General features: G+C 33.0%; 9 protein-coding genes. 2 read left to right on the forward strand and 7 right to left on the reverse strand.

The genetic code is table 11. The features are described from left to right. The 3 genes from VHP32_01745 to VHP32_01755 all read right to left on the reverse strand — a co-directional run. On the reverse strand, positions 1 to 218 hold a 218-nt coding region (locus VHP32_01745), incomplete at its 3' end, for a hypothetical protein (protein HEX2786598.1). Positions 219 to 274: 56 nt separating this feature from the next. Beyond that, the gene (locus VHP32_01750) at positions 275 to 5,332 is read right to left on the reverse strand and encodes a hypothetical protein (GenBank protein HEX2786599.1); all 5,058 of its coding nucleotides are present in this window, start codon (positions 5,330 to 5,332) and stop codon (positions 275 to 277) included. Between the two features lie 18 nt (positions 5,333 to 5,350). Beyond that, the gene (locus VHP32_01755; GenBank protein HEX2786600.1) at positions 5,351 to 5,650 is read right to left on the reverse strand and encodes a hypothetical protein; all 300 of its coding nucleotides are present in this window, start codon (positions 5,648 to 5,650) and stop codon (positions 5,351 to 5,353) included. A gap of 241 nt (positions 5,651 to 5,891) precedes the next feature. Here VHP32_01755 and VHP32_01760 point away from each other — a divergent pair, with 241 nt between their 5' ends. After that, a complete protein-coding gene (locus VHP32_01760; GenBank protein ID HEX2786601.1) occupies positions 5,892 to 7,334 on the forward strand; it encodes a hypothetical protein in 1,443 nt (480 codons plus the stop codon). Between the two features lie 46 nt (positions 7,335 to 7,380). Here the strand turns inward: VHP32_01760 and VHP32_01765 are convergent, their stop codons facing one another. Beyond that, positions 7,381 to 7,632, reverse strand: a complete 252-nt coding sequence (locus VHP32_01765; GenBank protein ID HEX2786602.1) for a hypothetical protein — start codon at positions 7,630 to 7,632, stop codon at positions 7,381 to 7,383. A 138-nt stretch (positions 7,633 to 7,770) separates the two neighbouring features. On the opposite strand from VHP32_01765, the gene VHP32_01770 reads away from it, so the two are divergent. Next, positions 7,771 to 9,990 carry a YCF48-related protein gene (locus VHP32_01770; GenBank protein HEX2786603.1) on the forward strand — a complete coding sequence of 740 codons (2,220 nt, stop codon included), beginning with the start codon at positions 7,771 to 7,773 and terminating at the stop codon, positions 9,988 to 9,990. On the opposite strand, the gene VHP32_01775 is transcribed toward VHP32_01770, so the two are convergent. From VHP32_01775 to VHP32_01785, 3 genes are all read right to left on the reverse strand, one after another. After that, positions 9,991 to 12,870 (reverse strand): hypothetical protein, encoded by a 2,880-nt coding sequence (locus VHP32_01775; GenBank protein HEX2786604.1) that lies wholly within the window; start codon positions 12,868 to 12,870, stop codon positions 9,991 to 9,993. It lies immediately after the preceding gene. 346 nt (positions 12,871 to 13,216) lie between these two features. Beyond that, positions 13,217 to 14,977, reverse strand: coding sequence for a histidine kinase dimerization/phospho-acceptor domain-containing protein (locus VHP32_01780; protein HEX2786605.1), 1,761 nt, complete (start codon positions 14,975 to 14,977; stop codon positions 13,217 to 13,219). Further along, the gene (locus tag VHP32_01785) at positions 14,977 to 16,119 is read right to left on the reverse strand and encodes a sensor protein KdpD (GenBank protein ID HEX2786606.1); all 1,143 of its coding nucleotides are present in this window, start codon (positions 16,117 to 16,119) and stop codon (positions 14,977 to 14,979) included. Before VHP32_01785 ends, VHP32_01780 begins: the two co-directional genes overlap by 1 nt. Positions 16,120 to 16,121: the final 2 nt, after the last annotated feature.

The raw sequence follows: 16,121 nt of genomic DNA on the forward strand, positions 1-16,121 counted from the left end.
CTCCCTTCAACAACTTTTTGTCCTGTAGATGCATTTACAACTTCTCCGAAAAGATAAACATTAACGGATGCGCCTGTGTTTGTGAGTGTTACCTTCCACAGGTTATCTGCCTTAAACTGAAACGGAGGCGGCTGCTGAAGCGTAACAGCCACCTGTGAATAGGAAATAGAAGCATATGTTATCGAAATCAATATTAAAAAAAATATTTTTGTTTTCATATTTTTGTTTATTTAGAAAGCCCTGATGAAAAAATCAGGGCTTAATTTTATAAGTTCTATTTTTTCTTTGTGATACAATAACACTCGCCATTATACTCAAAGCATAAATCACATTTGCCGCAGTCTTCACATTTGCCAATTATAACATCATATCTATCATTCATACCTGCGACGAATAACCCTGATTCAAGCACATCTACATCTGAAGTTTTTTCATCTATGCTGTACAATACCCATAAATATTTCGCTCCGCTTTTAAGAGACTTCACTTCCGGAGGAAACTCGACCTTGTTAGCATTGTTGACAGGAATCTCAAAAATACCTTCAGCATCATTTAAAGTTTTGAAATCAATCTTGTTCGATGTTCCCGGAGCAAGTTCAACTAATCTTAAAACTCCTGTATTTGCATTACTAAAAGTAAACGTTGGGGTCAACGTGTTTACAGGGTTAAAAATTGTCGGAGATACGCCGGTGTTTGGATTAATTACGCGGTCTCGAATTCTACTTATGACCGTACCGGTGTGATTAATAATTGTTGTCCCGACTCTGAAGCTTACTTGACAGCTGTCACATAAAACACCGTTACAGTAAACTTTGAATTTGACTGTGTACGGAACCGTTTGGTTAAATACAATTGGTCCCTGGAGGTTCGCGGCAAAAGTATTGCCGGGAAGTAACTGATTGTCAGCTATTATAACTCCATTTCGTATAAGTGTGGCTCCGTATACAGGATTGCATTGAGGAACACCCTGACATTGAAAGGACGGAGCTTGAAAAGTATAATTACCGGATGCAAATGTAGCTCCGCTATTAGTTCCGCAAGCAAGCTGCGTATTAGTAGTTGGGTTTGAGATTGTTATATTTCCTGTAAAAGGATTATTAACTCCGCAGTTACATCCCTGTTGTTGACTTGGTCTTATTGATATTCTCATTGAATCACAGAATCTATCCCCACATTTTGCAAAAATCATCATGTCTTTTACTGAAGTTATGTTTGTTATTGTCCATGGACCTGAAACAACCGGGTCGTTATTTATTCTGTAAAAGTAACTAACCGGACCGCAATTTGGTGGACAGTTATAAGATGGAGTTATTGTAACGCTGCTGTTATGGTTAACAGTATACATTGCTCCATTACTCATAGAAACATTCATCGGTGTGCTGCCAGTTGTATAGCTTATTAAGTTGTTTGTTGAATTCCAGCTTCCAAGCGAGCAATTGCAAGGAGTGGGTCCGGTAGTAGTAGTAAAATAAAACCCGCAAGTATCACAATTGTTAGTTCCGCAATTCGGAATAAGAACAAAGTGATAGGTTGCTGCGACGTTAGCGGGAGGAGCAAAATTAATTGGCATTGAAACATCAGAACCCGATGCAATAGTCTGGGATGTTGTTGTATTTACTAAATACCAATCATAAACAGAAGCGCATGTATATGGATTACATTGATAGCTTGCTTGAAGCGTTACTGTACTTCCTGCAGGTAATGGACCTACAGGGGTTGATAGATTATAATTGCAGTCAACATAATATGTTGCGCTACCGGCAGCATTACCAACTGTTAATTTTATTTGTTCCGAAATGTCATCCCATGGTTCTAACCATTGTCCGCATTTACATGAATCGTGTCCGACACTTCCACAAACCGGCATAGTATAGCATGTATCGAAGTGACAACATAGTGTTGACCATGTCTGGTTGTTTATAGAATAAATACTATCATACATAGTTGTTCTGAAACACAATTGTTCTCCCGGATTTATATCTGAAATTGTTGTATTTAAATTACTTGAACTGGTCAATGAAGGTAAATTTAATCCCGGGAATATGGCCGGGTTAAATGTTGCAGAACCGACCGGAAGAGGTGATAGTGCAAAACCATCGGCAGTGAATCCTGTAACTGCATTGAACACCTGGAATTGATACCCAAACGTCCCGTCAGCATTACACCATAATGAATCATTGAAGATTCCAAGGCATCCATTGTTTGAAGGCGGTGGAGTGCAGTTTAAAATAAGAGTATCACGGCAAACAATTGAATCTCCAGCCGCGCTTGCGGTCAACCAATTAACAACTATAGTTGTCGGAGATGATGTATATCCGGCTAATGAAAAACTTAACGGTGTTGTTGTTCCGCCAGGAATTTTTCCGCTATTTGTCCACGGCAATGGTTTATATGTTACAGTTGTAAATGGTGAAGGATTATTTAACATCCATCCTGTTGGCGCAGTGATTGTGCCTGAATAAGTTACACCTGATGTTAATATATCGAGACTTACACCTGTAAAGTAATTTGGTAAATAATTATTATTCAAAGTTACATTCCATAAGCATCCGGGACCTACATAGCTTGCACTTGCATCGACATCAGAACAGATGCAAGATTGAACAGGAACACAAATAGTATCTATACAGAAACAGCAATTTTCAGGTCCGATGGCTTTGACTACAAAACATAATTCCGATAAATCGTCTGCATTTGATACGGATATTGTCTGCATTCCGGAAGTATTTCCGGTGATTACATCAGGACTTAAAGTTATAAGGGCAGGAGTAATTAATATGCCCGGGGTTACCGGAGTTAATTCAAGAGTATGTATATCAAATCCTGCCTGATTTAAGAATGAAAAATTAATGTTGTATCCGCTACCGAAGCAATATACACTGTCAACGTTTAATTGCATGCAGTCTCTCTGGCAATTAAGCTTCAATGTATCTGTACACACTGTTGAATCATTATGCTTCCAATTTACAATTACTGATTGCGGTGTTGTAACATAATTATTCAGGCAGAAATTTATGAAATTATTAGTCTGCCCCTGAGAAAGATTATTTCCCGATACGTTAACTAATGATAAATTTGTTGGACTTGAACTCTGATACTGCCATTGTGAATTAGGAGGCGTGGCAGGATAACCTGAAAATGTTATTGGAGCTTCAGTTAAAAACTGTACCCCGTTTATTCCTATTGCTGTTTGGTTGTTAATCAGGTTAATAGTCCAGCAGCAATCACCTCCTGCATTAGCTTGTGCAGTTACTAAAAGTGAATCACAAGGATTCGAACAATTTACAAAGAAGTCATTATTTTGACCTGCAACGAAACCTGATAATGAACCTGAAGAAACAGGAACTGTTCCACCGTTTAAGCTAAAATTTACTGTTGTAACAACGTCAAATCCATCAGGATTAGGAGGAGTTGGAAAATCAGACGGGCTTATATTGAAACAATATGTTTGATTTGATGCATTAATAACCGGAGTAAATGGACCATATCCCGAAACAGGAGTGCCGTTTTGATAGAATTGCAAATTAATTGATTGAAGAGTTCCTGAAACTCCGTTCAATACGGGCGGCTGATATGAACCACAGATTTGTAATGGTACACAATTCCCGGTTATGTTGTTGATACCGTTTGAGCCGTTATTATTACCTGAGCCTGAGCATCCTAAACAGACATTATCAATATACGCATATCCCCAATGAGCTCCTCCAGAACAATCAGCGGTTATAAATTCGACTGTAACATTTTGTCCGACAACATCAGGAGGGAGCGTTATGTTGACGCATGACCAATCTCTATAAAAAATTCTCTGACCAATACTATAATTTTGATTCTGAAAAATAAATGTGCTGCTGGGGAGTGTTCCGAATGATACAAAAGGATTAGACGGTGCTCCGACCTCTTCAAGACGATATATTTCATTCCCGCTCATATCCAATATTCGTACTAAAAGAAAAGATTCACTGCCGTTTATTGCTCCTCCGGCGCCTGAATGGCTTTCCTGTAATACTATTGCATAGCTAAATGAAAAATTTTGGCTTGAAGCTAAAAAAGTTTGGCTTATGCTTTCTGCTCCAAGACCTGTTTTTGGGTTTCCTAATCTTAATGAACGTGTGCTTCCTCCCGGGGCAACAACAGGAAGACTATATGGTGTAGTTAATTGAGCGAGAATTGGATCAAGACCTGTACTTGTTTCCCAATTTCCATCGGGTAGAATTATATGCCTTCCCCAAAAAGTTTCAGCATTAAAGCCTCCTGTGTATGTAGCGGCAACATTCCCTGTACTATTTAAATTTAACCCGGTTCCTATAGGCAATCCCCCTGAATTACTTCCTGATATACCCGTATTCCATGAGCTAAAATCATTCATTTCAAAACCGCCATTAGTGCACGGCTGTCCTGCTGTTCTGTCAGGACCAGTACTTAAAATAAAAGGCAGCTTAACTCCAGAATTTTCCCGTTTAAATTTTTCAATAATTTTTTCAATTTCAGCTTCAGGTGTTTTTATTGACCGTAAATCTTGCCTTATAAAATTATATTCATCGGATATTGGTGAACCAAGATTTAATAAAAATATATTACTTTTTATTTTTCCAGAAATAATTTGCCATGCGTAACTTTTCCCTTCAACAAACTTCGGAGCTGATGACGGATACTGAAACATTTGTGTACGGATTTCTTCTTTTTCAAAAAATGCTTTGTTCTTAAGCATTGTATTATCCGGTGACTCATTTCCCTTTATCTCAACAATTTTAATTTTATAAGGACCATCCGTTTTTCCGCCTAAGATTGTCCAGCTGAAAATTACAGGTTCATCAGGTCCTATCTGAGTTTTATTATCCGGAGTCAATAAAGATATTTCAATTTCGCTTTGAATTAATATTTCCTGTTCAATGCAGTCATTTCCTATTTCTTCATTTGTGCCGGTTTGTTTTGCAGTTACACAAATGGTATAATTACCATCGGGCAAAGAACCTTTTCGCATCAATGCTTCCTTATACCTGTTATCCGAATTAGGATAGGAAATGTCAGGCGTTTTAGGCAAGTCACTTGCCTTAAATTGTTTTCTTTCTTTCGGACCAAGTGTTATGGGCACTGTTGTTGCAGTGGCAATCATACCGGTTTTAGATTCCGTAAGAGTTCCAAAGAGATAAAACTCAACTCTTTCATTAGTATTATTTGCAAGCTCGATGTTATATAAATCCGCAATGCCAAGCTGGTTTAACGGAGGTCTTTTCATTTTAATTGTTACCGATTGAGCATTTGCATCAGTTAAATTAATCCCCAAAAACTGAAAGGCAACAAACAAAAGACAAAGAAGTTTTAATGTTTTCATTTTTATTTGTTTATTTTTTTAATTTTTATTATTTAAACTTTTTAGTCCGAAGTCTTTTAATTTTTCAGAACGCTTGCCGTGAATGCTGTATATTTGATCACGAACTTTTACATACATTGTCTTTGCATGCTCATTAATAAACTTATTCAGTTCGCGTCTCTTTTCGGTGAGTTCATTTTCTCTTACAGTAATTTCATCAGTCAGGTTTTTTATGTGACTTGTAACTTCTGCGATGCTATCAGGGGTAGGACCGTTGCTTAAAGGCCAAGTGTTTAAATGCTTTTTAACTCCGGTTGTTAAGTTAAGTAATTGTTTCATAAGAAATAATGCATTCTTTGAAGGTATATTCATCTCAATTATTGGAATTTTATTTTCAAGTGTTGGTTTCCGTTAAGCAAGTTTAAGATTATTATTTTCCATTTCCAAAGAATGAAAATTGAGTTTGTGAATTCTAATTTTGTAAATTTCTCATTTTGGCAGTTGAAAAACTTAATATTTTAGCTATTTTTACGGGAGGGAGATGGCAGTTTGTGAATTTTAACGGGGGAATAAAATTCATTTGAAGAAAAATTTAGACATAAATCTACAGCTTCTTCCATACGAGGAATTATCCAAATTTGAAGATTTTATAAACTCTCCATACTTCAATAAGCTCCCACGCCTTATAAAATTATTCCAATTCATTAAAGAAAATTACGATCTGATACATAAGAATAAACTGAATCGGGAAGACCTTTCTGCCTTTATGTATCCAGGCGAGCCGTTCAAGGATACAAGCATTCGCAAGCTGATTTCCGATTTTAATAAACACATAGATAAATTTGCCATACAAAAAGAGCTTGAAGATGATAAAATAGATTATAATCTCAAGCTCTTAAAACAGTTAAGAAAAAACAGAGTTGAGGATAAGTTTGACAGGTTATATAAAGAAATAGATTTGTTGAATGAGGAAGACCGTTCGGAAGTTGACCAGTATTATGAAAACCGCACGCGGCTTTTGTGTGAAAGATTCGAACTGTTATTTCACAAAAGCATAAAAGAAAAGAAAGAAATTTTTCAAAAAAAATCCGACATGCTTGACCTTGAGTTCGTATTGAAGAAAATTTATTTGTATGAATCAATGACTTCGGTAGAAGGTGTGAATAAAAATGTTTCTTATCACTTCACTTTTTTTAATGAGATTGATAAGTACATAAATTCCAATAAAGACTTTATAATGGAAAATGAACCCGAGCTATATAGAAATTATCTCCAGCTAAGAATTCAACTGACCTTAGATAAAAATTTATTGGATGAATTAGAACATATTGTGTATTCAAAATATGCACAGAAAAACATTTTAAGACCTTTAATAGATTTATCTAATATTTACACTTATGTAGGTTTAAGAACCCCCGGACTTCGTTCAGTTTATTCAAGAAAAAATTTTGAGATCTATAAATATATAGAGAAAAATAAACTGCTGAGTAAGTTTTATATAAATCATATAAATTTTGTGAGAGCTATTCAATCAGGATTGTCTGCCAAGGAATTTGAGTGGACAAAAACATTCATAGATAATTATAAAAATAAAATTAAACCTGAATTCAGGGACGATGTTAAAAACTATTCTTATGGTAAATTATATTATGAATTAAAGAATTATGAAAAATCTTTGTTTTATTTAACTTTGGTAAATTTTAAAGATTATTATATTTACACAAACGCAAAGAAAATGCTGCTAAGAACCGAATACGAATTGGGTAATAATGAAAATGTTATTTCACAGATTGAAAGCATACAAAAATTTTATAACTCACATACTGAAATAACTGATGCATACAAAATAGATACTTTGAATTACATATTGATTCTGAACGAGCTTGCAAAGCTACAATTAAATTCTCGCAATAAATCTGATAAATTATTTAAAAAGAATAAATTATTAAAGAACCTGGAAAAAAATAAAAATAATATTGTTTATTATAATTGGCTTCTAGAAAAGATTACAAAATTGAAATAAAAAAAGCGGGTGTTGCCCGCTTTTTAGTTGGTTCATCAAATCGTTATTATTCATCATCATCAGGAGGATCGTATGGTCCGCCGCTTCCGTCACCTGTGCAGCTGCAGGTGTCGTCGTCACGGGTATTTGGGTCATCCCATGGGCAAGGGCAAATACATGTATCACATTCTGTGTTAGATAAAGTTAACTGATTGTTTTTATTGCTATTTGTTGAGGTTTCTGCTGATGCAGATAATGAAATTATGAGGTAGAGAGCGGTTAAAAAAGCTGCTGAAAAAAGTCTTAAATTCTTTATCATTTTTTGGTTTCCTTTACTTTTGTTTTTGAATCCGTTATCGAATTCTATATCAAAAGTATTCTCAGACCTTACCGGAAACCTTACCGATTTTTTGTTAAAACCTTACTGAAAAAAATTTAAATTTTCTCTTATATCTATATGAAAAAAACTTTACTGTATTTTTTAATTATGTGTCTTGCTTATGGCTTTGTTGGCGATGCCGGTAATAACTGGTTTATATTAAATGCATCACTTCCATCACCTGCCGCAAGTTTTCCTGTTATAGCTTTTACCTCGGCAAGCGATACCAATAAATACATAATTATGCCGGGAGGTCTTGTGAATGATTCTATATCGAGAAGAGTATTACGTTTGAAAGCATCGATAGGAGTAATAGATGAAATGCCTCCGTTGCCGGAAAGATTAATGAACGGAGCAGGATTTAAAATCGGAGACAGTATTTATTATGCAGGAGGGTTTAAGCCGGGATGGAATGAAATAAAATTTGCGCAGAGAGATACAATATTTGACATAGTTTTTCCCTCAAAGGATACCGGGTATGCGGCAGGAGATACAAACAGAATTTTCAGGACGACAAATATGGGATTGGATTGGACAAATGTTAATCTTCCGGGTAGTTATAAAAAAACATATAATCTGAAATTCATTAATACACTTACGGGATGGGCAAGCTGCACGGGTGATTCAAATAAATTATATAAAACAATTAACGGAGGAACTACCTGGACTCCAATGCTTTCGAGTTCAGAAACTTTTTACGGACTGGATTTTGTGAATGATACTATTGGGTTTATCTGTGGAACAGCAAATCAAATTGGCAAAACTTCAAACCAGGGTACAAATTGGAGTCTAATTTCATTCAACACTGCAACATGGAATTCAATTGATTTCATAAATTCTTCAACAGGTTTGGTTTGCGGAACGGACGGCAAAGTCGGAAGAACAACAAACGGCGGAACTAACTGGACTCTTTTCAGCACGCTCGGAACAAATGAAGCTTTGTATTCAATAAAGATGCTTACACCAACGAAAGTTATTGTTGTAGGAGATTCGGGAAGAATTTTATATTCTTCAAACGGAGGAATGGACTGGAGCTTTCAGACATCCGGCATAACTTATAAGCTAAGAAACATCCAAAGTTCAGATTCGCTCAACCTTGTCGCATGCGGAGACAATGGCGTTTATCTATGGTCAACAAACGGCGGCGCAAAATGGAACAGGCGAAAGGGAATAACACCGAATAATTTATATTCCATTGCTGAGCCCCTGAGAGATACTTCTGTATTTACCGGCGGAAGAAACGGCATTATTTATAAGGACAACAACAGCAAGTTTAATTATGAAATCTCAAATAAAACTTATAAGCTCAGAGTTGCGCCGACAGTCGGAATCTGGGAATTGAGAGATACTCTTCCCAAGCCGCTTGCAGAAATATTTAATTCAAGCGCAACAACAAAAAACCAGTTTGGATTCATCGCCGGAGGATTATCATTATCGGATTCTGTTTCAAACAATGTTTATTTTTTTAATTCGAAAATAAATAAATGGTTTTTAAGTACTCCTATAAATAAAAATTTATCTGAAGGCGCGCTCGTATCAATGAATGATTCACAACTTGTATATGTAGGGGGCAGAAAACATGATACCGAGTTCAGCAGTAAGACTTTTAAAGGGAAAATAACATACAACGCGGGAGGAGTTAATGACATAAGTTGGGATTCGGGAGCACCTTATCCAATCGGCGGAGTTTTTGCTCACGGAGGAATGGCTTTTAAGTCTGCAGGAATCGCAGTTTTTGTCGGAGGCAATGTAGTTGTGCATCATGATAACATTCCTCCGTTTGACAGAGCTTTTAAATACGTTTTCAATGATGATACATACCAGCCTTTGGATGATGCATTACTTCCAATTTGTCATACCGGAATTGATGGTTTTGAAATAACGTTTCCAGGCGCTGACATAAACGCTGTAACACCGGTTAGAATTTTTGCACCCGGCGGGATGGCGGGAAACAATTATAATTTAACAGATTCCATTCAAGTCTATAAAAATTCCGACATATCTGTTAACATAAAGGAACACGTTTCTGAAATTTCAAATTACTACCTGAGACAAAATTATCCGAACCCGTTTAATCCTTTTACTAATTTTGAGTTTCAGATTGCAAAGCAAGAGACAGTAAGATTATCAATTTATGATTTGAGAGGAAAGAGGATAGCAGTTCTTATTAATGAAAGCTTAAAACCCGGCACATATAAAATTATTTTTAATGGAAATAATTTATCTTCCGGGGTTTATTATTACAAACTTGAGGCAGGAAAATTCAATGAAACGAGAAAAATGGTATTACTCAAATGATTATTTCAACAGTTTTGAAATTACATTTGCATAATATTCTCTTTGATTTTCGGCAAATTCATCATAATAATTTTTCATAAAAGGTTCGTTATAATTCTTTTTTAAATAAGAAAGATTTTTATTCTCACCGGTATTTATTTCTTTGATTATTTTCTCCAGAATTTTAACATCGGAAGTAAAAATATAATTTGGATTTAATTCAAAAATTTTATTTTTATAAAGAATAAATTCAAGTTTTGCATTATTATCCATTTCTGAAAAAACTGAGCGCATATTAGATAAAAACTGATGAAATATATTATCTGCATAGTTTTTATCGGCATCCGGATAAAACCTTTCAAGAAGTTCTTCTTTGCTTATCCTTTTACTTATATTGAAATATAAATATAAAAAAATATCCTTAAACTTGTTTCTCTTCCAGTGAGTATCGGCCAATTTAGCACCTCTGAAATAAATTTCCGGAACTCCGAAATATTTTACCTTAATGTCATAAAAATCAAATTGGTTATTGTGAATTTCAAGATATAAGTCATTAAAATATTTTGGGTATATTTTCAATTTCATAATCGTGTCATATAAACTTCTATCATTACTTAAAAATGAATTCATTATGTTAGTATATTTCGTTTTTGAATTCAGATTTTGCAAAATGTTTAAATATTCTTCTGCGGCTTTATGCCTTCCGGTTCGTATAAGATAAAAAATTATTATCGAATACAGTTCTATTTCCTTGAGAACAAGCCCAAATGATTTGAGTTTATCTAACAAAGACTTTAGATTTTGAAATTTATTTATGAACAAGTTTTTTAGTATCTGAAATTCAAGGTTCAAAATTTCATTATTCTTGAAAAATTTTTCCTCTTTATGCAGATTATTTTTAATTTTTGTTTTGTCGTTTAATATAAAATAAATCTTAAGTTTTAAAAGAAGAGTATTTTCATCCGGACCATCAGATGATGCCGAGAGCTCATCTGCAATCTCCAAAGATTCATTTAATTTACCTTCCTCATATTTAAGAAGCATAAAGTTTTGTTTAAGTTTATTTCTTAGCTCCGGTAGTTGAGAAAGCGAGTCCTGTCTTTCAAGTTCACTTAAAATACCATAAGCATTTTCAAAATTCCCAAGCTTTGAGTTAACCTCACATAAATTAAGACGGGTTTCAAACTTGTTATATTCATTGCTTATAAATTCAAGCACCTGATTATAGAAATGAATGGATTTATGAAAATTCCCTTTGAGAAAGAAAATATTTCCTAAGGCATTTAAGATACTGTTTCTCAAGGAAATATTATCACTGTCTTTATTTTTAATACCCGATAATATGTCCAATGCTTCCTGCAAATAAGAACTGCATTTTTCAAAATTATATTGAGCATAGTTAACGGAGTGGAGCCGGAACAAAAATATCGGTTTAAATTTTTGCGGAGCTTTTTTTAAATATTTTTTCAGATTTTCCGACGCCTTATTGTAATTTTTTAAATAAATAAAATTTTCAGCAATATGAGCAATCGCTTTATAATATGTAAAATTATCCGGCTTTGATTTTTTTAAAAACATCAAAAATAATTCATTAGATTTTTCACGTTCTTCAAGATAGTTTTTTAACAACAATGCATAAATATATAAAACCTCTTTATTATCAAATAATATTTTTTTGTCTAATGTATTTATCCATTTGCTTACAATATAAAATTCACTGTTCCTATACATTTGCAAAGAATTTTCAGTAATTATCTCAATTAACTTTTTGTGATTCCCGGACTTTTCATAAAATTCAAAGGCAGCATCATAATTTTCTTTCCGTTCATAATACTTTGCACAGTTATTAAAAAAGTCTTTTTTGTTTTTTGCCGGCTCCTCTTCGTTATAAAATTTATTAAGGAATTCCTTAAATAATCCGCTGAAATAAAAATAATTGTTTCCTTCCTCGTATGCTAAAAACGGAATTTTTTTACTAAGTAGATGCAATGTCTCTGACCCTTTAGCGTTTTTGATAAGGTGTTTCAGAATATCTTCATTAATCTCGTTCAGAAAAGATAACTTAAACAGCAAAGCTTTTTCATTTGAAGAAATATTGCTGAGAATTTCCGAATTAAAATACTCAAATAAAATAATTTTCCGATTAGTAAAGTTTTTCTGAGGTTTGGAAAAACCGGAGTGGAAAAAAAGATGCAAACCCGAAATCCATCCTCCAATTAATTCTTTTATTTGTTCGCATTCTTCAATAGAGTTTTTATGATTATAGACCACATCAGAAAAATTATTTATTTCTTCGGTTGATAATTCAAAATCATTTTTATCAATTAAAGAAAACTGACCATTTAATATAGAGGGAATAAAAAGACTTTCAGGAATATGGATTCCGGTAAATATAAATTTTATTTTACTCTTAGCAAATTTGGAGGCTGCTTTTATAAAAGATTTAAACCATAATTCTTTTTTTATCAAATCGATGTTTTCAATTACTGAACAAAAATACATTTGGTTTGGAGGTATAGCAATTTTCTCAAATATCCCTGATAATATGCTCTCAATTAAAGGATAGTTATTGACAGTATATTTTGACAATGCTAATTTATTACTTTCTATCAGATTAATTTCTTCTTTAAATTTCTCCGGGTTATCGTTTATTGAGTATAAGAAATAATGCAAAAACACATAAAGATTCTTGTCACTCTCAGACAACTCATAATACGAAAATTTTATTTTCTCTTTTTTAAGAAATTGGGCAATAAGAAGCGTTTTACCAAATCCTGATGGGGCAGTGATTAAAGTGAATTGCTTTGAATGGATTAATTGAGTTAGTAAAAAATTTCTGTGAATTACATTTGATAAAAGAGAATTTATATCAAATGAAATCCTGGATTTTATTATCTGCAAATTTCTATTAAACCTATTGAAGTTTGAAGATAAAAGTAAAAAATCAAATAATAAGTTTTGAGTTATTTATTTATAAATTGTAATTGCAGTTCACATCCCAAACTTTGCATTTAAATTGATAATTAATAGTTTCACAAGCAAATACTTGATACAACAAAGTCCAAAGTATTCAAAACCTCATAATTATTTCCCGATGCAGAATGTAACGTGAAAAGACAAGTAATGAAATTACAAGGGTTTAAAATAGAGTTTGAAATTGTAGTGGTAAAAGAGTGGAAAATGAATTAACTACTTTTCTTAATTGGCAGATTAAAATAAAAAGTGCTGCCTTTTCCAAGTTCGCTCATTACCCATATATTGCCGCCGTGAGCATCAACAAACTCTTTTGAGATTGCAAGTCCAAGACCGTAACCACTGTTTGATTTATCTCAAGGTTTTTAAGATTGACCTGAAAATATTTATCAAAGATTTTATCTACATTTTCTTTATCAATACCGGGACCGTTGTCTTTTACGGAAAATTCTAAAAAAATGTTGTCCTTCCTGACTTTGATATAAATTTTACTTCCATCAGGTGAATATCGTATTGCATTGTTCAAAAAATTAATAAGCACCCAAGCAATTTTATTTGCATCAATTAATAAATTCGGTAAATCCTTTGCAATGTTTATATCGAGGCTAATATTCTTTTGTTCTGATTGAAGCAATACAGGAGTTATTGCCGCTTCTACTAAATCTTCTGCGCCGATTTCCTGATATTTGAAAATTTCATTACCTGATTCAATTCTTGCAAGATTTAATAGTTCTGTTACAAGTTTTAATAATCTTTTTACTTCATTTTGCATCATGTGGATAAGTTTGCTTTGTTCGATATTCAGTTCACCAATGCGTTTATCATCAAGCAATCTCAAACTCATGCGCATAGCAGATAAAGGAGTTCTTAATTCATGCGAAATTGTTGCAATAAATCCGCTCTTCGCTTCGTCAATTTCCTTAAAACCTGTAACGTTTTTTAATGAAATAATTTTTCCTAAGCTTCTGTTAGTTGCTTCATCTTTTATATCTGTAATTTCTTTAATAAAATATTCTTCTTTATCACGATAAACTATCCGCAGATATTTACCGCCGGAATTTTCAATCTTATCAACAATATTTTTTACAAGATTATTATATTTACCAAGTTCATTAAAATTTTTACCGAGAATATCTTTTTCTTTTATGTTGAGCAATTCTGAAGCAATGTAATTTATTAAAATTACATTATCTTTTTCGTCAAGAACAATTATTCCATCGTTTATGCTTTTTACAATATGGTCAGTTCGTTTCTTTTCAGAAATCAGAACTTCCATACTAAGCTTTTCAAATTCTTCAAGCTTAGAAGCCATTTCGTTAAATGATTTTGAAAGCTCTCCTATCTCATCATTGGACTTAACTTCAATACGTTCAGAATACTTTTTATTAGTTATTGCTTTTACTTTTGTATTTAACTGTTTAAGAGGATTAATAATTATAGACGGCACCTGATACAAAAATAAAATTAATAGAATTATTGAGACAATAATAATAACCTCTATAAAAATCTCTGCTGATGCTGAAAAATCTTTATATTTTTCATTTTTATTTGCAATAGCATTCTCGTTTAGTTCAAGCAATTTATAACAATCTGCTTTTATGTTCCTGTAAACAGGATGAAGCTTCGATATGTATTTATCATAGGTTAAATTGCTTTTTAAATTACTATAATCAGATAAATATTTACTATAATTAATATTTACATTATTTACCAAATCACCTTCACCCGGTTCTGTTATGTTATTTTTTTGAATAAAGAAATTTTCATCAAATTTTTGTTTAGCATCTTCAAATTCTTTTATCGCAATGCTTTTTAAACTATCATTATTTGAGTTTTGAATTGCAATCGCATTATCCATAACGTCAATTGCATCAATCATTTTCTGAATTGCGATTACGCTTTTAAAATTATCTTTTAATATATTATCCGAAGACGAAACGAGATGATTTATTATATAAATTGCAGATATGCTGACAACAACAAAGAAAAACCCGATAATATAATTACCTGATAATATTTTATTTTTGAGTTTCATTAGGCAACTATCTCCAAATCCCAATTAGAATTTTCAAGATTATTCACAAGTTCTTTTAATATATCTTCTTCGCCTATCTTCTTAAAAAAAGATTTATTTCGTGGTTTACCTATAATAATTTTTGTAATGTCGTTTTGCTTTGCAAAATCCATTATTGCTTCTGCTATTTGTTCCGATTTTATCCGTTCCGAAGAATCTGCACCAAGCTTTGTTGCAAGTTCAAAATTATTTATTAAGTATCTTTGTGTTTCAAGGTCAACTGTTTCGAAAGAATTTTTATTTGTTTCTACGAATAAAACATACCAAGCACAATCGAGACGTTCCGCAAATCTATAGCTTTGCCTTAAAAGTTTTTCATTCAGCTTATAATTAGTTCCTATACACACAAGAATTCTCTCGAATGAGCGTTTTTCATTTTTAGGAACCTGACTTTCAATTTTTCTTTCAACTTTATTGGCAACCTCTCTCAACGAAAGCTCACGTAATTGTAAAAGATTGTCCTTTTTGAAAAAATTATTTAAAGCGGTAACAATCTTATCCCGCTTATAAATTTTTCCTGCTTCAAGACGGTCTATAAGTTCATCAACGGTTATGTCAATATTTACAACTTCATCTGCTAAGTTAATGAAATTATCAGGAACAGTTTCCGAAACTTTAACACCTGTAAATTCTTCAATAATAGAGTTTAAGCTTTCAATATGTTGAATGTTCACAGCAGTTATAACACTAATTCCGCTATTAATTATATCCAGAACATCCTGATATCGTTTTGCATTTTTGCTTCCCGGCGCATTTGTATGCGCAAGCTCATCTACAACGACTACTTCAGGTTGTCTCTGCAAAATTGCATCAAGATTCATTTCTTCAAATTCCTTACCTTTATAATAAACTTTCTTGCGCGCGAGCAAAGGAATTCCTTTTAATAATCTTTCCGTTTCAGGTCTTCCATGCGTTTCTATATAACCGACTGCAACATCAACTCCATTATTAATCAAGGCATTTGTATCAAGAAGCATTTTATATGTCTTTCCAACTCCGGCTGCCATACCGATATAAATCTTGAGCTTTCCCTCTTTGGATTTTTTGAGAAGCTCAAGAAAATTATCTACTGATTCCGTTTTATTAAATTTGCTCTCTAACACAA

The organism is Ignavibacteria bacterium (genome assembly GCA_036262055.1).
Lineage (GTDB): Bacteria > Bacteroidota > Ignavibacteria > Tepidaquicellales > Tepidaquicellaceae > DATAJP01.